21 protein-coding genes are annotated in these 21781 nt (G+C 46.4%); 13 read left to right on the top strand and 8 right to left on the bottom strand.

Features of this window, described 5'->3' with window-relative positions; all coding sequences use genetic code 11:
• Positions 1-179: 179 nt before the first annotated feature.
• The 3 genes from F7D20_RS04280 to F7D20_RS04290 are packed head-to-tail and all read right to left on the bottom strand — an operon-like array spanning position 180 to position 2886.
• Positions 180-950 (bottom strand): MBL fold metallo-hydrolase, encoded by a 771-nt coding sequence (locus F7D20_RS04280; RefSeq protein WP_158463005.1) that lies wholly within the window; start codon positions 948-950, stop codon positions 180-182.
• Between the two features lie 21 nt (positions 951-971).
• Entirely contained in the window at positions 972-1988 is a 1017-nt protein-coding gene (gene murB / locus F7D20_RS04285) for a UDP-N-acetylmuramate dehydrogenase (protein WP_158462987.1), read from the bottom strand.
• A 40-nt stretch (positions 1989-2028) separates the two neighbouring features.
• On the bottom strand, positions 2029-2886 hold the full coding sequence (locus F7D20_RS04290; protein ID WP_158462988.1) for a DUF4348 domain-containing protein: 858 nt from the start codon (positions 2884-2886) through the stop codon (positions 2029-2031).
• Between the two features lie 121 nt (positions 2887-3007).
• Between F7D20_RS04290 and pheS the strand changes: the two genes are divergently transcribed.
• Entirely contained in the window at positions 3008-4048 is a 1041-nt protein-coding gene (gene pheS / locus F7D20_RS04295) for a phenylalanine--tRNA ligase subunit alpha (protein WP_022252638.1), read from the top strand.
• Positions 4049-4892: 844 nt separating this feature from the next.
• Here pheS and F7D20_RS04300 read toward each other — a convergent pair.
• Complete coding sequence (locus F7D20_RS04300; RefSeq protein ID WP_022252636.1) at positions 4893-5714, bottom strand: pyridoxamine kinase; 822 nt, start codon at positions 5712-5714, stop codon at positions 4893-4895.
• A 16-nt stretch (positions 5715-5730) separates the two neighbouring features.
• Positions 5731-6498, bottom strand: coding sequence for a radical SAM protein (locus F7D20_RS04305; protein ID WP_158462989.1), 768 nt, complete (start codon positions 6496-6498; stop codon positions 5731-5733).
• 116 nt (positions 6499-6614) lie between these two features.
• Between F7D20_RS04305 and F7D20_RS04310 the strand changes: the two genes are divergently transcribed.
• From F7D20_RS04310 to F7D20_RS04335, 6 genes are all read left to right on the top strand, one after another.
• Positions 6615-9011 carry a TonB-dependent receptor gene (locus F7D20_RS04310; RefSeq protein WP_158462990.1) on the top strand — a complete coding sequence of 799 codons (2397 nt, stop codon included), beginning with the start codon at positions 6615-6617 and terminating at the stop codon, positions 9009-9011.
• Positions 9012-9131: 120 nt separating this feature from the next.
• Complete coding sequence (locus F7D20_RS04315; protein WP_022252633.1) at positions 9132-10697, top strand: acyl-CoA carboxylase subunit beta; 1566 nt, start codon at positions 9132-9134, stop codon at positions 10695-10697.
• Between the two features lie 97 nt (positions 10698-10794).
• On the top strand, positions 10795-10944 hold the full coding sequence (locus tag F7D20_RS12895; protein WP_022252632.1) for a hypothetical protein: 150 nt from the start codon (positions 10795-10797) through the stop codon (positions 10942-10944).
• Positions 10945-10954: 10 nt separating this feature from the next.
• The gene (locus F7D20_RS04320; protein ID WP_022252631.1) at positions 10955-11377 is read left to right on the top strand and encodes a biotin/lipoyl-containing protein; all 423 of its coding nucleotides are present in this window, start codon (positions 10955-10957) and stop codon (positions 11375-11377) included.
• A 183-nt stretch (positions 11378-11560) separates the two neighbouring features.
• Positions 11561-12727, top strand: a complete 1167-nt coding sequence (locus F7D20_RS13035; protein WP_228114097.1) for a helix-turn-helix domain-containing protein — start codon at positions 11561-11563, stop codon at positions 12725-12727.
• A 202-nt stretch (positions 12728-12929) separates the two neighbouring features.
• Positions 12930-13175 (top strand): hypothetical protein, encoded by a 246-nt coding sequence (locus F7D20_RS04335; RefSeq protein ID WP_158462991.1) that lies wholly within the window; start codon positions 12930-12932, stop codon positions 13173-13175.
• Between the two features lie 299 nt (positions 13176-13474).
• Here F7D20_RS04335 and panD read toward each other — a convergent pair whose 3' ends face one another.
• The gene (panD, locus tag F7D20_RS04340) at positions 13475-13819 is read right to left on the bottom strand and encodes an aspartate 1-decarboxylase (protein WP_022252628.1); all 345 of its coding nucleotides are present in this window, start codon (positions 13817-13819) and stop codon (positions 13475-13477) included.
• 24 nt (positions 13820-13843) lie between these two features.
• Complete coding sequence (gene panC / locus F7D20_RS04345; protein ID WP_158462992.1) at positions 13844-14695, bottom strand: pantoate--beta-alanine ligase; 852 nt, start codon at positions 14693-14695, stop codon at positions 13844-13846.
• Between the two features lie 173 nt (positions 14696-14868).
• On the opposite strand from panC, the gene F7D20_RS04350 reads away from it, so the two are divergent.
• The 5 genes from F7D20_RS04350 (at position 14869) to F7D20_RS04370 (ending at position 19296) form a co-directional block, all read left to right on the top strand.
• The gene (locus F7D20_RS04350; protein WP_158462993.1) at positions 14869-15678 is read left to right on the top strand and encodes a glycogen/starch synthase; all 810 of its coding nucleotides are present in this window, start codon (positions 14869-14871) and stop codon (positions 15676-15678) included.
• Positions 15679-15706: 28 nt separating this feature from the next.
• On the top strand, positions 15707-17191 hold the full coding sequence (locus tag F7D20_RS04355; RefSeq protein ID WP_194253490.1) for a DUF4270 domain-containing protein: 1485 nt from the start codon (positions 15707-15709) through the stop codon (positions 17189-17191).
• Positions 17192-17241: 50 nt separating this feature from the next.
• Positions 17242-17376 carry a hypothetical protein gene (locus F7D20_RS04360; RefSeq protein ID WP_022252624.1) on the top strand — a complete coding sequence of 45 codons (135 nt, stop codon included), beginning with the start codon at positions 17242-17244 and terminating at the stop codon, positions 17374-17376.
• 639 nt (positions 17377-18015) lie between these two features.
• Positions 18016-18696, top strand: coding sequence for a tRNA (guanosine(37)-N1)-methyltransferase TrmD (trmD, locus tag F7D20_RS04365; RefSeq protein WP_022252622.1), 681 nt, complete (start codon positions 18016-18018; stop codon positions 18694-18696).
• A 42-nt stretch (positions 18697-18738) separates the two neighbouring features.
• A complete protein-coding gene (locus F7D20_RS04370; protein WP_158462995.1) occupies positions 18739-19296 on the top strand; it encodes a DUF805 domain-containing protein in 558 nt (185 codons plus the stop codon).
• A gap of 41 nt (positions 19297-19337) precedes the next feature.
• On the opposite strand, the gene F7D20_RS04375 is transcribed toward F7D20_RS04370, so the two are convergent.
• Positions 19338-20177, bottom strand: a complete 840-nt coding sequence (locus F7D20_RS04375; RefSeq protein WP_158462996.1) for a patatin-like phospholipase family protein — start codon at positions 20175-20177, stop codon at positions 19338-19340.
• Positions 20178-20343: 166 nt separating this feature from the next.
• Between F7D20_RS04375 and F7D20_RS04380 the strand changes: the two genes are divergently transcribed.
• The gene (locus F7D20_RS04380) at positions 20344-21744 is read left to right on the top strand and encodes an aminopeptidase P family protein (protein ID WP_158462997.1); all 1401 of its coding nucleotides are present in this window, start codon (positions 20344-20346) and stop codon (positions 21742-21744) included.
• The last annotated feature ends 37 nt before the right edge of the window (positions 21745-21781 follow it).

A 21781-nucleotide genomic window follows, 5' to 3' on the forward strand; every position in this document is an offset into this window, starting at 1 on the left:
TAAGTATTTTTTTAATACGTTGTTCTTTTTTTTGTGACTTTTTTTAGGGCCTTTTTGTAACTATTTTGTAAACCACTAACAATCAGCAACTTACAAAGTGCTAACAAAAGTTAAAGTTTTTCGCGTGCTCGGCAACAGCCTTTTTTTAACACTTTTAGCGCTTTTTCCTTGCATCTTCCTTACAGTTCAATTACCTGTCCATCATAACCAAACTGGAAACCTTTCGGCAGCCGTTTGTTGGCAGCATCATGTAAGCCTATATCATGCGTCATGTGGGTAAAGTACACTTTTTCGGCTCCTATCCTTATCGCAAAGCGGATGGCATCGTCCACCAATTGATGACTGTGATGCGGTTTATCGAATCTCAAGGCATTGACAACGAGCACTTCCAAGCCTTTCAGGTAAGGCAGTTCCTCGTCAGGTATAGTTTTCATATCCGTGATATAAGCAAACTTGCCAAAACGAAATCCGAGGATAGGCATTTTGTCGTGCATCACTTTGACAGGCATCCATTCTATATCACCTATTTTATATATATGATGGGGCTCGATGGTATGCAACTGCAGTTTGGGAGCACCAGGATACAGTTCTTTAGAAGAGGCAGGAAAACAATATGGCATAGTAACAGGCAACGATTTCGTCACACCCTTGTCACCATAGATATTGATATCACCATATTTGCAGAAAGGACGCAGGTCGTCTATTCCCCCTACATGGTCATAGTGTTTATGGGTAATCAGCAACCCATCTATTTTTCTGAAAGGCACTCTGAGCATCTGCTGCCTGATATCCGGACCAGCATCTATCAGCAGCCGGGTGCTCTCTGTCTCTATCATGGCAGCGCTCCGCAGCCTCTTGTCCTTAGGATCAGTACTGCGACACACGTCACACTCACAGCCCAAAGCAGGCACCCCACCCGAGGTACCCGTTCCTAACAGTGTTACCTTCAACATATCTTATTTGTGTATTCTTCAGAATATATTCACTTCGGGATAGATGTCTATACCGAACTTGTTCTTCACATCCTTTTGTACCGTACGACAAAGCGTCACCACTTCCGCTCCCGTAGCTCCGCCACGGTTTACCAACACCAGTGCCTGTTTGTCGTGCACTCCGGCACGTCCAAGGCTCTTACCCTTCCAGCCACACTGGTCAATCATCCATCCTGCCGGTATCTTCTCATGCTCGGCATCTATGGTGTAATGAGGCATTCCCGGATACAGGGCAGCCAACTCGTCATACTTACCCTTGCCTACAATAGGATTCATAAAGAAACTGCCGGCATTGCCCTGCACATCAGGATCGGGCAGTTTGGCTCGGCGGATTTCTATAATCACCTGGCGCAACTCTTCTGCTGTAGGTTTTTCTATACCTTTGGCTGCCAGAGCGGAATTGATATTGCCATATTCGAGCGAAGGAACGAAAGTACGCGAAAGCTCATATACCACGTGCGTGATAAGATACTTGTTGTGCCACTCGTGCTTGAATCTACTCTGTCGGTAACCATATCCGCAGTCTTCGTTCGACAGCCACACCACTTTTCCTGTGGCAACCTCCACCGCTTCCACCTTATATATAATATCCTTGGCCTCTGCTCCGTAGGCGCCAATATTCTGTACAGCACTGGCACCCACCTCACCTGGAATAAGCGAAAGATTCTCTGCTCCATGGTATCCATGCTTGACGGCATAAGCCACCACATCATCAAACACCTCACCGCTGCCACATTCCAAGAACACCTTGTCGCCCTCTTCGGCTACAACACGAACACCAAGAATGGCTGAGTGAAGCACGGTGCCAGGATAATCCTGCGTAAGCAACAGGTTGCTGCCACCGCCCAAAAGAAGCAAGGGCTCATCAGTCTCACCCAAGGAGGCGACTATCTGCTGAGCCTCTTCAACAGAGGCATACTCCACAAATCGACGGCAACAGGCATCAATACCAAATGTGTTGTGCCCCAACAAGCTGTAATTTCTTATATCTTTCATTTCTATATACCTTATTATATATAAAGAGGTGTATTCTCTACTACATATTCAGCTTCATCAGCAACCACTTGCCCTTCACACGACGGAAAGTAAGCTGAGTTTCCATTCCGTTGGCAATACCTCTGATAACAAATATCTTCTGACTGCTCTCCGTATATTTCTGTCCGTAAATGATGTTGTATATCATCCCGTTAGGCAACTTGGGAGCAAAGGCAGGCCATGTTTCCGGTTCGATATCACCCGTCATCGTACTGAAGTCATCATCTGGATCAGGACCAACAAACTTCACAGGATTGTGCAGATGCTGCGACTGGAAGGTGGAATCCGAAGCAAAAGATCCATAAAACTTCAGGAAGCTGGCATTCATATTGGCATACATCGGCTTGTAATTAATCGAAGTCATCATCCATTGACCATTGATACGATTGAACAGGAACTGCTGCACCTTCTTCGTTCTGAAGAACACTTTCTCTACCACCACATGATCGATAGTTGTGTCCTTTACAAGATTCATCTGACGCTGGTTGTCAAATATCAGCGTATAGTAATCCTGTCGCATAAAGAAATGCTCCATTCTCCAATGACGCTTGTCAATGGTCTTAACCACCTTGTCGTGTCTGTAGACAGGCAGAGGAAAGTGTACACGTTTCAACTGAAGCTTTCGGTTGGCGGCAAAATTAAAGATAAAGTCATCAAACAACTCATCAGCCGCCTTGGGCATAGGAGTTTCCTCTATCAGAGCCTCAGTAGAGTCCATAGCCTGTGTGTCTGCCACTAAGGTGTCAGTATTTGCGGAATCTGCAACAGCTGCCGGTTTTTTGTCAGAACACCCTGTTGCAGAAAATCCAATGATGGTCAGTGCCGCCATGAAGACGGCAATAAAAGAAAGTTTTTTCATAAACCAACCTGTTTTTCTCAAATTTTTGCATGCAAAAGTACACATTTCTTTTGAGATATTTCATATTTCAACCGAAAAATGTTATCTTTGCACACAAATTAGACTTAATTAAGTTAGAAATATGTTATTAGAGAAAATAGAAGGACTCTTGAAGGAAGTCAGCGCACTGACAGCAAAGAATGCCGAAGAGGTGGAGCAGCTTCGCATCAAGTACCTAAGCAAGAAGGGCGAAATCAATGCCCTTATGGCAGACTTCCGTACAGTGGCTGCCGATCAGAAAAAGGCTATTGGCGTTAAGATCAACGAGTTGAAGCAGGTTGCCCAAAACAAGATCAACGGTTTGAAGGAGCAGCTCGAAGAGGCTGAAGCCTCAAGTGACGACATCGATTTGACCCGTACAGCCTACCCTGTAGCATTGGGAACCCGCCATCCTCTTACGATTGTCAAGAATCAAATCATAGACATCTTCTCTCGTATGGGCTTCACGCTCTATCACGGACCTGAGGTTGACGACGACAAGCACGTGTTCACCATGCTTAACTTTGCAGCCGACCATCCTGCCCGCGATATGCAAGACACCTTCTTCATCGAGCAGAGCGATCCCAATGATGTCACCAAGAACATCCTCCTGCGCAGCCATACCTCTGGTGACGAGGCTCATTATATGGAAACTCACGAGCCTCCTATCCGTGTACTTTGCCCAGGTCGAGTATATCGCAACGAGGCCATCAGCGCCCGTGCCCACTGCTTCTTCCATCAGGTAGAAGGCTTGTATGTAGACAAGAATGTAAGTTTTACCGACTTGAAGCAGGTGCTTCTTACCTTTGCCCGCGAGATGTTCGGTGCAGACACCAAGATACGTTTGCGTCCAAGTTACTTCCCTTTCACCGAGCCAAGTGCCGAGATGGACATCTCATGCAACATCTGTGGCGGTAAGGGATGCAACTTCTGCAAGCATACCGGTTGGGTAGAGATTTTAGGATGCGGTATGGTAGATCCTCACGACCTTGATGCATGCGGCATTGACAGCAATGTCTATACCGGCTATGCCTTCGGCATGGGTGTAGAGCGCATCACCAACCTGAAATATCGCGTCAGCGACCTTCGTCTCTTCTCAGAGAACGATACCCGCTTCCTCCGCGAATTTGAATCTGCAAAATAACAACAAACCATATCCACTCAATAGCCTCGGCAATCCCGAGGCTATTTTATTTATCCCCCTCCCTCATCATTATCAACACTTTTCTCGAGTGAAAAGATACACTCTTCCGAAAATCAAACTTTTTCGATGGCAACTCGCCGCTGTCTTCAGGCAACTGTATAATCAACAACAGCAAGGGAAATTCATGAATAAATATTCAGGAATACGATTAGCTTAGTTGAGTTGAAAAAATCATCCAGTTAGGAAAAATTATTTTTCCAGTTGACCGACGACTTTTTCATAGTTATATAATTATTTTTTAGCAATTATCGCATAATTATACTGTATAAGTATACACATACACAGCTGACTTAGAATGCCCTTTCATCTATTTGTATTTAATGAAAGAACAAAAAAAAGGTTTGTCTCACGACAAACCAAATTTCCAAAACGTCGCATTAGCGCACCTTTTCTCGTCGATGCAGAGTGAAAGTAAGCTTTACTCTGCTATTTGACTTTATGAAAAACGTTCCTATATTATATCAAAAACCTAATTTATTATATTACCTTTAAAAAACACTGCTAAAAACTATTCGAATGTACTTATCCTGACATCTGGTATTGTTTTCATTTACTGGTACAAAATTATAGTAAATACCAGAAAATGATCCAAAAGACCAAAGATTTTTCCCCTTTTTGCGATGCAAACGATTGCATTTTGCAACGCACCTAACTTTCGCAGGGTTCAATAATGTATTGAACCCAACGAAAGATCTACACCTTATTATATATATAGCGCGCGAATCACAACACTATTCTGTCTACACAGCAGAAAAAAACTATCTGCACAGAATAATAGTTTACGTTACAAGTCGGAAAGATGGCGCTCTACGGGAATGCCACGGTTCTTGTCCTCATTATCTTTATTGATGTCAATCCAGTTTCGCAGAATATCCATGGCAGTGCGGGTGGCATGACGAAGACTGTCTCCGTCTCTCAACCTTCCTACAATGATGCTCGAAAAAATATCGCCCGTACCAGGAAACTGTACCGGTATTTCCTCGTAAGGAAGCAGAAAATGCTCATTGTTAAAGTGATTGTAGCCCACCACGGCATGTTGCTGGTCGACAATGCAAGTAGTGATGAGAACCGACTGCGAGCCAAATGCCCGCAACTTGTCGACAAGGACATAAGCCTCAGCTTCGGTCATTCCCTCCTCCTTATAAGGCACATCTGCCAAAAGGCAGGCCTCGGTATAGTTGGGAAAGCAAAGATGAGCCACACCCAGCATTTCCCGCATGCACCGCACGGTACCCTCGTTGGCTCCAGAATAAAGGCGACCATAGTCGCCCATCACTGGGTCCACAAATATCTCCGTCCCCTGCTCTGCCTGTTCACGACAGTAATGCGCCACCATCTTGGCTTGCTCCTCAGAGGCAAGGAAGCCTGTGGTGATAGCATCAAAATGAATTCCCAACTCGTCCCACTTCTGCATGGCGTCCTTCATATACGAAGTACTTTCCATCACGGCATACTTGCCATAAGGAAAGGTGTTGCTGATCAACATGGTGGGCAGATTGAACACATCGTGACCCATATAGGAAAGGATGGGCATCTGCACAGCTGCCGACACCTTGCCATAACCACACATATCGCTAATAATCAGAATATTGCTTTTTGCTTTCATCGTATATGTATGCTGATTAATAGCTGGCTGTACACTTGATACCCAACGCCTCCACACGTGCCTTGATGGCATCGAGTTCTTCGTGAGTAGCCTTTGCCAAAAGCTTGTCGGGAGTTTCACGGTCGATGGTGTAGACCATTACCTTTTCTGGCTGGATGTCCTTGACTGCCTCCAACCAAGGTGCCACATAGTACTCGCTCACATTGTCGGTTCCGTCGCCATGCATAAACATGGTCTGGATGATAACATGTCCATCAAACATCTTGAGATAACGGATGACATCCTCCACGTTGTAAGCAGGCTGCTGCGGACGGTCCACCTTGCGGATATAGTCCATATCCACGGTATCGAGCTTCAGGATGTTGTTCTCCACCAACATAAGAGCCTCCCGCACCTCAGGCTTATAGATATAGGTGGCATTGCTCAGTACCGACACCTGCACCTTGGGAAAATACTTGTCGCGCAGCGCTATGGTATCCTTGATGATGCCCAGGAAATCGGGATGCCCTGTAGGTTCACCATTACCAGCAAAGGTCATGTCGTCGAGGGGTTCGTTGTTGGCCTTGCGCTGTGCCAGTACCTGCTCAAGGGCTGTGCGTACTTCCTCACGTGTGGGGCGCTTCTTGTGAGGACGGAAGTCGGCATTAAAGCCACACTCGCAATACAGACAGTCGAAAGAACATACCTTGCCGTCGGAAGGCATGAGGTTGATGCCCAACGATACTCCTAAACGACGGGAGTTGACGGGACCAAATATAGGTGACGGATAAATAATTGTTGACATAATAATAACGAATTTCTTAATGTTGTAATACCTATTCTGAAATCTGGCTGCAAAATTACGAAAAAAATACGAGACACGCATCATAATAAAAAGTCTTTTTCTGCGTTTTATGAATAATGAAACGTTTCTTTCTAATATTCACGATAATGACAGTCGCCGCCATACAGGCTGTGGCTCAAAGTTTTACGCTCCGGGGAAGAGTGACCGACCAGGACATGAACCCCGTGGAACTGGCTACTGTGTCGGTAGCCAAGCAAGGCAAGATAGCCTTCACATCACTCAAGGGTGAATTCTCCATGCAACTCATGTCGGCAGACAGTGTGGTGGTGAAGTTCTCGATGATAGGCTATAAGACAAAGACCCGTGTGCTGCGACGTCCAAGGGGAAAACAGACCCTGCAGATAGTGCTGCATACCGAAGATAATATGATAGACGAGGTGCAGGTGACAGGCGAGAAGATTCAGACCAGTCAGACCCAGGAACTGAAGGCCAAAGATGCCAAGATGGCACCTTCTGCCAGTGGCAATGCTGTGGAGAACCTCATCCAGCAACAGGCAGGTGTGAGCACCCACAGCGAACTGTCATCACAATACAATGTGCGAGGCGGTGCCTTCGACGAGAACTCTGTATATATTAATAATGTGGAAGTATTCCGTCCGTTCCTGGTACGAAGCGGACAGCAAGAGGGTCTTTCGGTCATCAACCCCTATATGGTAGACAAGATAGGCTTCTCTACAGGAGGCTATGCTGCCAAATATGGAGACAAGATGAGCTCGGCCCTCGATATCACCTACAAGACCCTGAAGCCCAAGGCAGGCAAGAAACAGATTGTAGAAGGAAGTCTGGCTGCCAGTATGCTGGGCGCTGATGCCTATATAGGATTGGGAACCAAGAAACTGTCGTGGCTCAACAGCGTGAGATACAAGACCAACTCATACCTGCTCGGATCGATGGAAACCAAGGGTGAGTACAAGCCCAAATACCTCGACTACCAGACCTATCTGAGTTATACTCCCAACAAGAGATGGAAACTCGACCTCATAGGCTACATATCCGACAACCATTACGACTTTGAGCCCGAAAACAGAGAGACCACCTTTGGAACGATGGAGAATGTGAAGAGTTTCAAGGTGTATTTTGACGGACACGAGAAAGACCGCTTCATCACCTACTTCGGAACTCTTGGCATCACGCGCAACTTCGGTACGAAGACCAACCTGTCGCTGATAGGAAGTGCCTTCTATACCAAGGAACAGGAGAAATACGACATTCAGAGCCAGTACTGGCTCGACCAGACCGAGACGAGTGAGAATCTGGGTGTAGGCACCTACTTTGAGCATGCACGCAACTATCTGACAGCCCGTGTTCTGAGTGCCAAGCTGATGTTCAAACACAAGGCGCAGCACCACGAGATGGAAGCAGCCTTCACCTATAAGAAAGAACACATATCGGAGAACTCTGTGGAATACGAAATGCGCGACAGCGCCGGCTACAGCGTGCCACATACAGGAAAAGACCTGATGATGATCTACTCGCTCAAAGCCCGCAACACCCTCGACGCCCACCGCATAGAGGCATATCTGCAAGACACCTACCGCTTTGCCAGCAAGGGAGGACATACGCATTTCACCCTCAACTATGGTGTACGCCTGAGCCAATGGAGCTTTAACAAGGAAACCATCCTCAGTCCACGCATCTCGCTGGGCATCATTCCTGCCTATAGCGAGAACACCACCATCCGTCTGGCAGCAGGTCTATACTATCAGGCACCATTCTTCAAGGAACTGAGAGACACCTCTACCATAAACGGAATGACCATCGCCTCACTCAACCAGAAGATAAAGAGCCAGCGAAGCATCCACTTCATAGCAGGCTACGACTACCGGTTCCGCATGGCCAACCAGCGATTCAAGTTCTCGGCAGAAGCCTACTACAAGGCATTGAGTAATCTGGTGCCCTATTCTGTCAACAACGTGAAGGTGACCTACTACGGCAACAATGAGGCAAGCGGACATGCAGCCGGACTCGACCTCAAACTCTACGGCGAGTTCGTGCCAGGCACTGACTCTTGGATCAGCCTTTCCATCATGAATACCAAGATGAAGTTGGGCGGCAAGTCCATCCCATTGCCTACCGACCAGCGGTACGCCATGAACCTCTTCTTCACCGACTACTTCCCCGGAAGTGACCGATGGCGCATGTCACTCAAGTTGGCCTTCGCCGACGGACTGCCTTTCTCGGCTCCTCACCGCGAACTGGAGACCAACACCTTCAGGGCCACCTCATACCGAAGAGCAGACATCGGTATGAGCTACCTGCTCTACGACAACACCAAGCGAACAAAGAAATCGTTCCTCAAAGATATATGGCTGGGTGTAGACTGTCTCAACCTCTTCGGAATCGACAATGTGAACAGCTACTACTGGGTGACAGATGTGACCAATCAGCAGTATGCCGTGCCCAACTATCTGACAGGAAGACAGATAAATGGACGTATTTTAATAGAATTCTAAATATTTAACCGTAGATAGCGTGCTATCTGCGGTTTTTTTCGTATCTTTGCCACCGATTTGTGCGCATCTGTCGCCTACATCCACTATAAAAGAAAAGAAAACTATACATAATAATTAATTATGAGCAAACAAATAGAAAAGATTAAGGAGCTGATCGCCAAGCGCGAACAGGCTCGTCTTGGCGGTGGCGAGAAAGCCATCGAGAAGCAGCATGCACGTGGCAAATATACAGCTCGTGAGCGTATCGAAATGCTGGTAGATGCCGGCAGCTTCGAGGAGTATGACATGTTCAAGTTGCACCGCTGCACTAACTTCGGTATGGAGAAGAAGCAGTATCTTGGCGACGGTGTGGTTGCTGGTAGTGCTACTATCGCTGGCCGCCTGGTATATGTATATGCTCAGGACTTCACCGTAAATGGTGGTTCGCTTTCTGAGACTATGGCACAGAAGATATGCAAGGTGATGGATATGGCGATGACCATGGGTGCACCTGTTATCTGTATGAACGACTCAGGTGGTGCACGTATTCAGGAAGGTATCTGCGCACTCGCCGGCTATGGCGAGATCTTCGAGCGCAACATCCTTGCTTCAGGTGTTATCCCACAGATCTCAGCTATCATGGGTCCTTGCGCCGGTGGTGCCGTTTACTCTCCAGCTTTGACCGACTTCATCATCATGAAGGAGCAGACATCTTACATGTTCCTGACAGGTCCTAAGGTGGTTAAGACCGTAACAGGTGAGGATATCGATGCAGAGCACCTCGGTGGTGCTTCGGTTCACGCTACCAAGAGTGGTGTAACCCACTTCGCTGCCAAGACAGAGGAAGAGGCTATCGAAATGATCAAGAGCCTGCTCTCTTACATCCCAAGCAACAACACAGAGGAGGCTCCACGTGTAGAGTGCACCGACCCTATCGACCGCATGGACGATTCTCTGAACGAGATTATCCCAGAGGATCCTAACCAGGCATACGATATGTATAAGGTGATTGGCGCTGTGACCGACAACGGCGAGTTCTTCGAGGTTCAGCCTAAATTTGCCAAGAACATCATCACTGGTTTCGCCCGCTTCAATGGTCAGAGTGTAGGTATCGTTGCCAACCAACCATCAGCATACGCTGGCGTACTCGATGTGAATGCCAGCCGTAAGGCAGCCCGCTTCGTACGTTTCTGCGATGCTTTCAATATCCCTATCGTATCTCTCGTAGACGTACCAGGCTTCTTGCCAGGTACAGGTCAGGAGTACAATGCTGTCATCCTTCATGGTGCACAGTTGCTCTACGCTTACGGCGAGGCTACCGTGCCAAAGATCACTATCACATTGCGTAAGAGCTATGGTGGTAGCCACATCGTGATGGGCTGCAAGCAGTTGCGTGCCGACCTGAACTTCGCTTGGCCATCATCAGAGATTGCCGTAATGGGTGCCAGCGGTGCCGTTGCCGTTCTCTGTGGCAAGGAAGCCAAGGCTAAGAAGGAAGCCGGCGAGGACGTGAAGGCATTCCTGGCAGAGAAGGAGCAGGAGTATACTGACAAGTTTGCTAATCCATATCAGGCAGCTCAGTATGGTTACATCGATGACGTTATCGAGCCACGTAACACCCGTTTCCGCATCTGCCGCGGTTTGGCTCAGCTCGCAACCAAGCGCCAGAACCTGCCTGCCAAGAAGCATGGTTGTATGCCAATGTAATGAGATGATGTTTAATGTTTAGTGCTTAATGTTTACTTTGTGTACATTTAGCACTAACAATTAAACATTAAACATTAATAATTAAACATTATATTAAATGGACAAAAATATTTATGCTGCCATTGCCATGGCACTCTACGAGTATCAGGGCAATAACGTACACGACAAGGAGCCGGGCATCATCACCATACAGCCACGACAGACTATGTGGAATGCCAAGTTCCTGAGTTTAACAGCTAAACCATAAAGTAACAGAAATGAAAGAGTTTAAATATACAATCGACGGAAAAGAGTATAAGGTTCAGATTGACGCTGTAGAGGGAAACATCGCAAGCGTGAACGTGAACGGCGAAGCTTACAAGGTGGAAATGGAACAGGAAGCTGAGCCTGAGAAGAAGAAAGTAGTGCTCGGTCAGCCAGCCGCATCGGATGATGCAGAGGCTACTCCTGCTGCCAACGTGAATACCGCCAATGCCGTAAAGGCTCCTCTGCCAGGTACTATCACCAGCATCGAGGTGGCTGTTGGTCAGGAAGTAAAAGCTGGCGATACAGTTGTCGTTCTCGAGGCGATGAAGATGCAGAACAACATCGAGGCAGAGAAGGACGGCAAGGTAACCGCCATCTGCGTGAAACCAGGTCAGGCTGTTCTCGAAGAGGATGCCCTCGTAGTTATCGAGTAATTCCAAGAAACATAGAATTATACATTCTAAAGGCTAAGAAGCAAAAAGCTTTTCATCATAAACGGGCAGAACTCATGGTTCTGCCCGTTTTTCTGTTTTTTTATCATTTTTTTCAAAGAAAAGAGTCCGTTTTTGAGAATTTTATTATACTTTTGCATTGAAAAAGTAAAAAAATAAAAAACTATGAACCCATTATACCTACTTCAATTTGCATGTTTAATCTTCATGCTCATCAACGCTTTCATCTTGGCTATGACCCATCTTCACGTGAGTTGGAAGAACAAGCGATTCGAGCGTTCGCGTGGAATGATATTAATCGCCATGATAGGCTTGGCATTGCAATATTTCATGCAGATGTTTTTCGGATTCAGGGCGACAGACGCCAACTTGGGTGCTATAATCAACATCCTGATCTATACCCCCTGCTTCACCCTCATCTCCATGGGTATCTATAACATAGAGGCAACCCATGCCAACAGAAGGAAGTTCCACTTTGTATGCTCAGTCATCTATATCGCCATTATCGCCATCTTTGCCCTAAGTTCCTACCTCAATCAGGGTCTGTACATCGGCAAGTGGCTCTACGTCATGCTGGCACTCTATTTCGGAAATGTGGTGTACTGCATTTATATGATTGTGCAGGAAATGATCAAGCGCAAGAACATGCTCGAAACAATGGCGGCATCCGATATGCTCCCCTATGTGAGATATGCCCGTTCCAGCGTGGTCATCCTGTTTTTGGCTGCCATCATCATGCCTTTCGCTATCCTCTCCAACACATTGTTGTTCATCGCAGGACCTTTTGGCCTGCTCGCCCTTCTCTTCTTCAACCTCAGCTTTGTGGCACTCGGCAGCAGCTACACTCCTACCGAAGAACTGTTGGACAAGGAAGAAGAACAGGAAGAAGCCATTAAGGCGAACGCAAAGAGAAAAAAAGCAAAGTCAGAAGAAAAGACAGAAGAGTCCAATGACAACGAGATGGATGATATCGACAATACGCCCCAATTGCCAGAAGAAAGAAGGAAATTCATCCAGAAAAGTCTTGACAGGTGGTGTGCCAACATGGGCTACAAAGACAGCGCTGCCAATATGCTGACACTATCAAACACACTCCACATCTCGAAAAACGAACTGAGTATCTACTTCGACCAGTGCCTGAAATCCACCTTCAGAATATGGCTCAGCGAGATACGATTCAATGCAGCCAAGCAGATGATGACAGAATGTCCCGACTACAGCAACGACATCGTTTCGGCAGAATGTGGCTTCTCTTCGCGCACTCATCTCTATCGCGTTTTCAAAGCCAAAGAGGGCTGCACTCCTACCGTCTGGCGAGAAATACATTCATAGAAAGAAGATAAATCATAGAAATTTCCCCTTTGCAAAAGTTGAGCGAATAAGAAATACTATTTCTGTTTTCGAACAAAAAACATGAAAAAATCCTCAAAAAGGTGTCGCATTCCTACGAATGCGACACCTTTTTGATAGGAATGCGACACAAAAGTTGAGGAATGCGACACCCTGTTTCAACGAAAAATACTAATTTTGTGCCATGAAAGAACTATATGCAGCAACAACAACAGAGTCTGTACTGCTCATCATCGGAGCGTCCATACTCATATCAGGCATCATCATCGGTTGTGCCATGATACGAGATTATCGCAACTATCTGAACGAGCACATAAAGGCACGGTTCACCCTCGCTGATTTCTTCCGACGGGAAAGATTTTACCTGTTCCTGTTCCTCGTTCTGACAATCATCATCCTGCAGAACCTTTGGTACCTTATAGAAAGGTAAAAAGGTAAAAAAGTAAAAAGGTAAAAAAGTAGGAAGGTAAAAAAGTAGGAAGGTAAAAAAGTAGGAAGGTAAAAAAGTAAAAGGTAAAGAAACAAAGAAAAAGTAAATATAAACCAAGTAAAAGACAATATCTATGTTGGCAATACTCTTTAGTTTATGCTTCTCATTCCTTTGGGCTAACCGAAAGGAAGAGAAAGAAAGTTAGTGATGAAAAACACAGACACACCGACCTGAGAGTGTTTTATACCTCTCCCGACCGGTGTGTCTTATCGTTTTATCCAATATGTTTGTTTCTTCGTTTACAGTTTGTTGCCCTCTTTGGGGAACACCACTGTAGGCTCATAGGTCTTAGCCTCCTCAAAGTCCATCAGCGCATAGGCAATGATGATAACAGTATCACCCACCTGCACCTTACGGGCTGCGGCACCATTGAGACAGATGCAACCGCTTCCGCGCTCACCTTTTATAATATAGGTCTCGAGACGCTCACCATTGTTGTTGTCCACTATCTGAACCTTCTCGCCCGCTATCAGCCCTGCGGCATCCATCAGGTCTTCATCTATCGTGATGCTGCCCATATAGTTGAGGTTGGCCTCTGTCACCGTCACACAATGGAGCTTAGCCTTCAATACTTCTATCTGCATAATATCGGTTTGTTTAACAATCGTTTATCCTTTATATCTGATATGGTCGATGAGACGGATAGGAGTCTTACCACAATATACTGTGATACAACCCACTACGTAGTCGCTCGCTTCCCATGAATCCACATCCTGCAGGCTGTCGCCGTCTACAATCTCAAAATACTCTACTTCCAGTCCTTCTATGGCGTTGATGTCAGCCACAACCTTGTCGTGAGTCTCCTTCACCGTATGGCCCTTGGCATATTCCACACTCTCCTTCAGAGCCTTGTAGATAGCTGGAGCTATGGCACGCTCATCGGCTGAAAGCAAAGTGTTGCGGCTACTCTTTGCCAATCCGTCCTCATCACGGACAATAGGACACTCCACAATCTGTACATCAGCCCCGATGTACTTCACGAGTTGCTTGATGACAGCAATCTGCTGCCAGTCCTTCTCACCGAAATAAGCACGGGTAGGACGTACAATATAGAACAGGCGGCTTACCACCTGACACACACCATTGAAATGGCCAGGACGACGGGCACCCTCCATGACTGTAGATACAGGTGGAAACTCGAAATGACGCTCATCGGGTGTAGGATACATCTCCTTGACTGATGGTGCGAACACATAATCAGCTCCACAAGCCTCCAAAAGCTTGCAGTCGGCTTCGAGTGTACGAGGATAACGGTCCAGGTCACCCTGATCGTTAAACTGAGTAGGGTTCAGGAAAACCGAGACTACTGTCACGCCATTCTCATTCACACTACGCTTGACGAGAGAGGCGTGACCCTCATGAAGCGCTCCCATAGTTGGTACAAGACCGATTTCCTTACCCTCCTTGCGAACTGCGAAGAGTTCATTCTGGAGGTCAACAATCTTATCGAATACTTTCATTGCTAAATTTGTTTTCGGGGTGCAAAATAACAACTTTTTTCTTAAATAAGAAAGAAATATTATAAAAATATGCCAATAAAGCGGTTCTTTTTCTTGTTTTCGACAAAAAGTTGGCTTAATTTGAAGTTTTTTTTGTATCTTTGCACCTAATTCGTAAGAATAAAATTATAACTATGGCAAAGAAAGTATTATTCATCAATCAGGAGATTGACCCCTACGTGGCAGAAAGCCACATGTCAGTAATGGGACGTGAGTTACCTCAGAAGATGCAGGAAGCAGGCTTCGAGATTCGCACATTCATGCCCAAATGGGGCACTATCAACGAGCGCCGCGGCCAGTTGCACGAAGTCATTCGCCTGTCTGGAATGAATCTTATCATCGACGATACAGACCACCCTTTGATCATCAAGGTGGCCTCTATCCCTGTCACACGCCAGCAGATATACTTCATCGATAACGACGACTATTTCAACAATCGCCAGATGGGTACCGACGAAACTGGTCAGGAGTATACAGATAATGGTGAATGCGCCATCTTCTTTGCAAGAGGCGTGCTCGAGACAGTGAAGAAGCTACGCTGGCAGCCCGACGTCATCATCTGTCAGGGATGGATGAGCGCTGTGGCTCCACTGTACATCAAGACGGCTTTTGCTGAAGAGCCTTCCTTCGCCAACACAAAGGTCATCTCGGCTCTTTACACCAATGAGCTGAAGGGACAGTTGGGCGACAACTTCTCTAACAGTGTTGACTTCCGCGAGGCCAAGTCGGAACTGCTCGAAGGATACAAGACTCCATTCGACTTCACCGAGTTGGGCAAACTGGCTATCGACTACAGCGACGGTGTCATTGAGGGAGAAGCCAACGTTTCGGAAGTACTGCTTCAGTATGCTGCCGAGAAGGAGAAGCCTGTGATGAAATTCCCTGGTGATGACTATACCGAAGCCTACAAGAACTTCATCAACGAGGTTTGTCCCGACGAATAACAAAATCAAAGATATTATTTCAAGGATAATGAAACTATTTAAGATAACCACACTGGCCATCGCTGCCCTCTTCATGGCATCATGCGATGACACAACAGACTCTATAGGCCAGTCTGTCACCAACAGAGTAGACGGGCTCAACATATCCGACGCACGCTACAATGTGATAACAGAATCGGCCGCTACAGGTTCGGTGCTCAGCAACAACAGCAACGGCATCATAGGAATGGTAAAGGACCCTGAAACTGGCAACTATGTCACAGGCAACTACATGGCACAGTTCTCTACCCTCGCCTCTTTCGAACTCGACACACTTGACTATATTCGCTACGCCCATGGTGGAGAATACGAAAACGGAGTGTACAAGGGAGGAAAGGTGACTGCCGATTCATGCTATCTGCTCGTAAACTACGAGAGTTCGTACGGCGATACCCTTGCACCGATGAAGGTGACGGCTTACGAAATGAGCAAGCCTATGGAGGAAGGTCAGAATTACTACTCCGACTTCGACCCTATAGCCAAGGGATATGTCAACACAGCTAACAGCTACAAGGCTTCTGCCACCTATACGCTGAAGAACAAATACTTCAAGATTTACCTCAACAAGCGCTATACTGCCAAGGACGGCACCCAGTACGACAACTATGGTGCTTATCTGATGACCATGCGTAAGGACCATCCTGAATACTTCAAGAACAACTATCAGTTTGTTCACAACGTATGTCCGGGCTTCTACATCAAGCATGAGGCGGGTATCGGGAACGTAGCCAAGGTAAACATCATGCAGCTGGTATTCTGTTGGGAGCGCTGGAAGAACATCAAGTCGTATGACGGTCTGCGCGACAGTACTGAGAAGAGAAACTATTCTTACCCCTTCTTCAGCACACAGGAAGTACTGCAGACCAACTACATAGAGAGCGACCAGAACAGCATCAACAATATGCTGACCCAAACCAACTGCACCTATCTTAAGTCTCCAGCTGGCATCTACACCACAGCCACACTTCCTGTTGAAGATATCATGCGAGGACATGAGAACGACACTTTGGCTTTGGCTTCGGTTACATTCCCAAGAATGAACAACCAGGAAAGTGACGACGAATACACATTCGCCACACCTGCCAACATTCTGATGATACCGGTAGATAGTCTGACAAGCTTCTTCGAGCATGGCAACATTACCAACTACCGTACCTCTTACACGGCAGCCTTCAACTCGAGCAGCACCTCTACACCAAAGAACGCCTACACCTTCAACAATATCGGCAATCTGATTACCGAGATGTATAAGGTGCCTGTGGCTAAGCGAACAGCCAACTGGAACAAAGTGGCGCTTCTGCCCGTAAGCATCAGCTACGTGACACGCGACAACTACCAGTATGTAAGTAAGATAACCCACGACATGGGACTCTCCACTACCCGACTGTTCAGGGGTGACAACTCCACCGACAGTGAGGGCAAACCCGCAAGTCCCATACAGATAAAGGTTATCTACAGCAAGTTCAAAGAATAGACATTATATATAATAAGGTATATAAATATAGAAGTAAATATATTGTAAGCATGGCAGACAATTTCCTGGAACGTCATCGCGAACAGTACGAAGCACGAAAGGCTGCATGGCTCAGAAAGAAGAAACATCTTCCCAAACTGAAAGCCAAGGCTGCCTTTCAGCGTCCAGACGACGAAGCACTGTAAAGCATGACAGGCAACAAACACCCCAAAATATTGACAGAAGTCAAATACCATGGCACTGAATGGCAAAAAGTGCCACCATCTTGACATGTATCAAAAAATCGCACATTTTCATATCTTTGTCATGTCTTTGTGACGGATATTCAATAAAATGGCATTACCTTTGCACTCGATAAGGTAAGATTGTTTTAAAGGATAATGTTAAACCGAGGCTCAAAGGGAGCCTCCTAAAAAGAAAGGAAAAGACTATGATTACAGTAATGATTTTATTGGTTGTAGGTGCTATGGTAGCACAGGCAATCCATGTAAACAACAAAATGGAAATGGGCAAGTAAAATCTCACACACAATTGAGCCCGCAGTATTAACACAAAAAAAAGAAAGGATAACAATTATGAAAACAAAGATTATGAATTTGGTAAAGTGCATCGTTGCAAACTATATGTCAGCCATGAACAACTATGGCGAGGCATTGCTCAGAGGCAAAGGTTTGAACTGCGCATAAAGAGAGAAAATACAGAGTAAATAACAAATAAAGAGAGAGGCGTGCAAGTAGCAAAATACTTGTGCGCCTCTTTTTTTCGGCAAATAATCTGCCAAACATTTGCTTCTTTCCTGTAGAATGATTAACTTTGCAGACATTATGAGAATAGACATCATTACAGTATTACCCGAAATGCTGGAGGGATTTTTCGGAGAATCCATCCTGGCCCGTGCACAGAAGAAAGGACTGGCAGAGATTCATCTGCACAACCTGAGAGACTATACACTCGACAAATGGAAACGTGTAGACGACTATCCATACGGTGGAAGCGCCGGCATGGTAATGCAGTGTGAACCTATCGACCGTTGCATCTCTGCCCTGAAGGCTGAACGCGACTACGATGATGTCATCTACGTGTCGCCTGATGGAGAGACCTTCAACCAGAAGATAGCCAATGAGATGTCGATGCAAGGCAATCTCATCATTCTGTGTGGACACTACAAAGGTATCGACCAGCGTGTGCGCGACCACCTCATCACCAGAGAGATCTCCGTGGGCGACTATGTGCTGACAGGAGGCGAACTGGCAGCTGCCATCATATCTGATGCCGTGATACGACTCATACCAGGTGTGATCAGCGACGAGCAGAGCGCACTGTCTGACTGTTTCCAGGATGACATCCTCGCTGCACCTATCTATACCCGACCTGCTGACTACAAGGGATGGAAAGTACCCGAGATCCTCTTGAGCGGAAACGAGGCAAAGGTAAGACAATGGGAATTCGACCAGGCTATGGAGCGTACCAGACGACTGCGCCCCGACCTGTTGGGAGAAGAATAGAGAAAATCAACATAAATTATTAACTATTAAACCAATTTTATTATGGCTAATTATGCAGAAAAACCCCAGATGGGATTTATTGAGGCATGCTCGACAGCATGCAAGAAAATCGTAACATTCAAAGGCAGAGCACGCCGCTCAGAGTTTTGGTGGGCCATATTAGGTATATTCATCATCAACCTCATCATGACTCCTGTCGGCTATATGGGAATAGCGGGTGTCATCATCTCCAACCTCGTCAGCCTTGCCATTACCATTTTATCCTTATCACTGACTTTCCGCCGTCTGCATGACACAGGCCGTAGCGGATGGTTTGTTGGCATACCCTTCATTATCAGCATGATTGGTCTTGTTGCCATTTTCTATGGCATTCTCAGCATGGACATCAATATCTTTGAACTGATAGAAACTCCTGACATGCTGAGCCAGGAAATCATTGAAAACATGAACAACAGCACCTCTATGAACATTATGGCCGGTTCTTTTTTGTTTATCATCAGCGGACTGCTAAGTCTCGTAGTATTCGTCTTCTGCTGCTTGGATTCAAAACCAGGAACCAACAAGTACGGCGAAAGCCCCAAATATGTAGAAGAGGTATAAACAACAGAACTTTCGCAAGTACTATAAATAAAACAAGCATATCAAAGATGCTCCTTACAGAAGGCTTCGCCCAGAGCGAAGCCTTCTTCGTACAGGCGCTCCAGCTTGTCGGTATCCTTTTCGATACGTCCCACTTCCAACGGCCGCAAGGGACGTATGCAGGTTATCTTGCCCGCAGCCTCCAGGTCGTCTATCAGCTGTATCTGCTCATTATATGCCTTATGACGATGGCTCAACGCCACACGTAGTCGCGGATAGTTCTTATATAAATAAGGTATCTTTCTGTCCTTCCCGTCATCACGCCATCCTTTGTTGCGCGTCAGCACCACCACATTGTGCTCATATCCTTTCTCTATGGCACGCAGTACCGGAATACTGTCGGCTATACCACCATCCAGCATCGGGATACCATCCACCCATACTATCTTGCTCACAAAAGGCAGACTGCTGGAGGCACGTACAATGTCGAGCGCACGCTGTCGGTCATGATTCTCTGACATATACATGGCCTTTCCTGTCAGACAATTGGTGGTAACCATCTCAAAACGGTCAGCATACTTGAAGTAGGTATCAAAATCAAAGGGCAACAGTTGATTAGGAAACTTGTCGTAAAGCAGTTTCCTGTCGAAAATACACCCCTGAGTCACCAGATGGTGCAGGCCAATATACTGATAGCGGGCCAAATAATCAATATTGGAAATACGTGCACGACGTGGCTGACGGCTCATATACGACATACCGTTACAAGCCCCTGCCGACACTGCCACCGTGAAGGGGAAATACAAATCATACTTCATAAAGGCATCCAGCACACCACTGGTAAACACACCACGCATACCGCCGCCTTCCAACACCAAACCTGCACTAAGTCTTAAGTTCATAACCTACTATCCGTTTCTATTTTTTATCCGTTTTGCAACAAAATGTAGTCCGAATCTATTAATATTTTATAAATTCACACTAAATATACACTTTTGATTGCAAAGATAAGCATTTTTAGGGAAATAATTACTAACTTTGCAGCAAATTAAAGTAAAATTCTAAAATATGTTTAGCAAGGATACTTATATCAAGCGCCGCAAAGAGTTGAAAGAACTGGTAGGAAGCGGCGTCATCATTATTTTTGGCAACAACGAATCGCCTTGCAATTTCCCTAATAACGGGTATGCACCTTTTCGACAAGACTCTTCGTTCCTGTATTACTTCGGACAAAACCGAGACGGATTGGTTGGTGTGATAGATGTAGACAATGACATCGAGACACTCATTGGCGACGACATAGACATTGAAGACATCGTTTGGTACGGAAGCGTAGACAGTGTGCACGATATGGCTGAACAAGTGGGAATCCAGAACACGGCTCCAATGAAGTCGCTGAAGACCATCTGCAACAACGCCATGTCGAAGAAGCGCAAGATACACTTCCTCCCTCCTTACAGATGGGACATCAAGTTGCAGATATTCGATCTGCTCGGCATTCATCCCAACCAGCAGAAAGAGGAAGCATCGCTTACTCTCATTCAGGCTGTAGTGAAGATGAGATCTACCAAGTCGGCAGAAGAGATTGAGGAACTGGAGCGTGCTGCTGTCATCGGTTACAAGATGCACACCACAGCCATGCGACTTACCCGTCCGGGGCTGACAGAGAAATATGTTGCAGGACAGGTCGACGGCATAGCCAACTCGTATGGTGCCATGGTCAGTTTCCCAACCATCTTTACCCAGCACGGTGAAATCATGCATGGCAATCCATCCATGAACATACTCCAGGAAGGCCGCTTGGCTCTTTGCGATGCAGGTGCAGAAACCATCAACAACTATTGTTCTGACAATACACGCACCATGCCTGTAAGCGGTAAGTTCACACAACGCCAGCTGGAGATTTACTCTATCGTGGAAGCCTGTCATGACTATACACTCGAGGTTGCCAAGCCTGGCGTAAAATATGCAGACGTACACTTTGCAGTATGCCGACTGATGTTTGACAAACTGAAGGAACTGGGACTTGCCAAGGGCGATACCGAAGAGGCAGTAAGAGCCGGAGCTCATGCCATGTTCCTGCCCCACGGCTTAGGTCACATGATGGGTATGGATGTACACGACATGGAGAATCTTGACCAAATAAACGTAGGCTTCGACGAGGAGGTTCGTCCTAACCTGGAACAGTTTGGTACCAACTGTCTGCGCATGGGACGACGCCTGCAGGAAGGCTTTGTCGTAACAGACGAACCGGGCATATACTTTATTCCAGCACTCATCGACGACTGGAAGGCAAAGGGGCACTGCGCAGAGTTCCTCAACTTCGACAAGCTGGAAACATACAAGGACTTCGGAGGAATCCGCATCGAGGACGATGTGCTCATCACCAAGGATGGCTGCCGATTTATCGGTAAAGACCGAATCCCCTACCACCCTAAGGATGTGGAGGAGTTCATGGGCAAAGAGTAAGAAGTTCTCAGATGCCCCAACCTAAAGAGAAAGAATA

Source organism: Segatella copri, from assembly GCF_009495355.1.
Lineage (GTDB): Bacteria > Bacteroidota > Bacteroidia > Bacteroidales > Bacteroidaceae > Prevotella.

Bases quoted from the DNA above. Each gene is read 5' to 3' on its own strand.
- panC (WP_158462992.1), bottom strand. From the start codon at position 14,695: ATGAAAGTATTCGATAAGATTGTTGACCTCCAGAATGAACTCTTCGCA.
- F7D20_RS04310 (WP_158462990.1), top strand. From the start codon at position 6,615: ATGAAACGTTTCTTTCTAATATTCACGATAATGACAGTCGCCGCCATA.
- pheS (WP_022252638.1), top strand. From the start codon at position 3,008: ATGTTATTAGAGAAAATAGAAGGACTCTTGAAGGAAGTCAGCGCACTG.
- F7D20_RS04375 (WP_158462996.1), bottom strand. From the start codon at position 20,177: ATGAACTTAAGACTTAGTGCAGGTTTGGTGTTGGAAGGCGGCGGTATG.
- F7D20_RS04355 (WP_194253490.1), top strand. From the start codon at position 15,707: ATGAAACTATTTAAGATAACCACACTGGCCATCGCTGCCCTCTTCATG.
- F7D20_RS04380 (WP_158462997.1), top strand. From the start codon at position 20,344: ATGTTTAGCAAGGATACTTATATCAAGCGCCGCAAAGAGTTGAAAGAA.
- murB (WP_158462987.1), bottom strand. From the start codon at position 1,988: ATGAAAGATATAAGAAATTACAGCTTGTTGGGGCACAACACATTTGGT.
- F7D20_RS04370 (WP_158462995.1), top strand. From the start codon at position 18,739: ATGGCTAATTATGCAGAAAAACCCCAGATGGGATTTATTGAGGCATGC.
- F7D20_RS13035 (WP_228114097.1), top strand. From the start codon at position 11,561: ATGAACCCATTATACCTACTTCAATTTGCATGTTTAATCTTCATGCTC.
- panD (WP_022252628.1), bottom strand. From the start codon at position 13,819: ATGCAGATAGAAGTATTGAAGGCTAAGCTCCATTGTGTGACGGTGACA.
- F7D20_RS04320 (WP_022252631.1), top strand. From the start codon at position 10,955: ATGAAAGAGTTTAAATATACAATCGACGGAAAAGAGTATAAGGTTCAG.
- F7D20_RS04315 (WP_022252633.1), top strand. From the start codon at position 9,132: ATGAGCAAACAAATAGAAAAGATTAAGGAGCTGATCGCCAAGCGCGAA.
- F7D20_RS12895 (WP_022252632.1), top strand. From the start codon at position 10,795: ATGGACAAAAATATTTATGCTGCCATTGCCATGGCACTCTACGAGTAT.
- F7D20_RS04305 (WP_158462989.1), bottom strand. From the start codon at position 6,498: ATGTCAACAATTATTTATCCGTCACCTATATTTGGTCCCGTCAACTCC.
- F7D20_RS04335 (WP_158462991.1), top strand. From the start codon at position 12,930: ATGAAAGAACTATATGCAGCAACAACAACAGAGTCTGTACTGCTCATC.
- F7D20_RS04290 (WP_158462988.1), bottom strand. From the start codon at position 2,886: ATGAAAAAACTTTCTTTTATTGCCGTCTTCATGGCGGCACTGACCATC.
- F7D20_RS04350 (WP_158462993.1), top strand. From the start codon at position 14,869: ATGGCAAAGAAAGTATTATTCATCAATCAGGAGATTGACCCCTACGTG.
- F7D20_RS04360 (WP_022252624.1), top strand. From the start codon at position 17,242: ATGGCAGACAATTTCCTGGAACGTCATCGCGAACAGTACGAAGCACGA.
- trmD (WP_022252622.1), top strand. From the start codon at position 18,016: ATGAGAATAGACATCATTACAGTATTACCCGAAATGCTGGAGGGATTT.
- F7D20_RS04300 (WP_022252636.1), bottom strand. From the start codon at position 5,714: ATGAAAGCAAAAAGCAATATTCTGATTATTAGCGATATGTGTGGTTAT.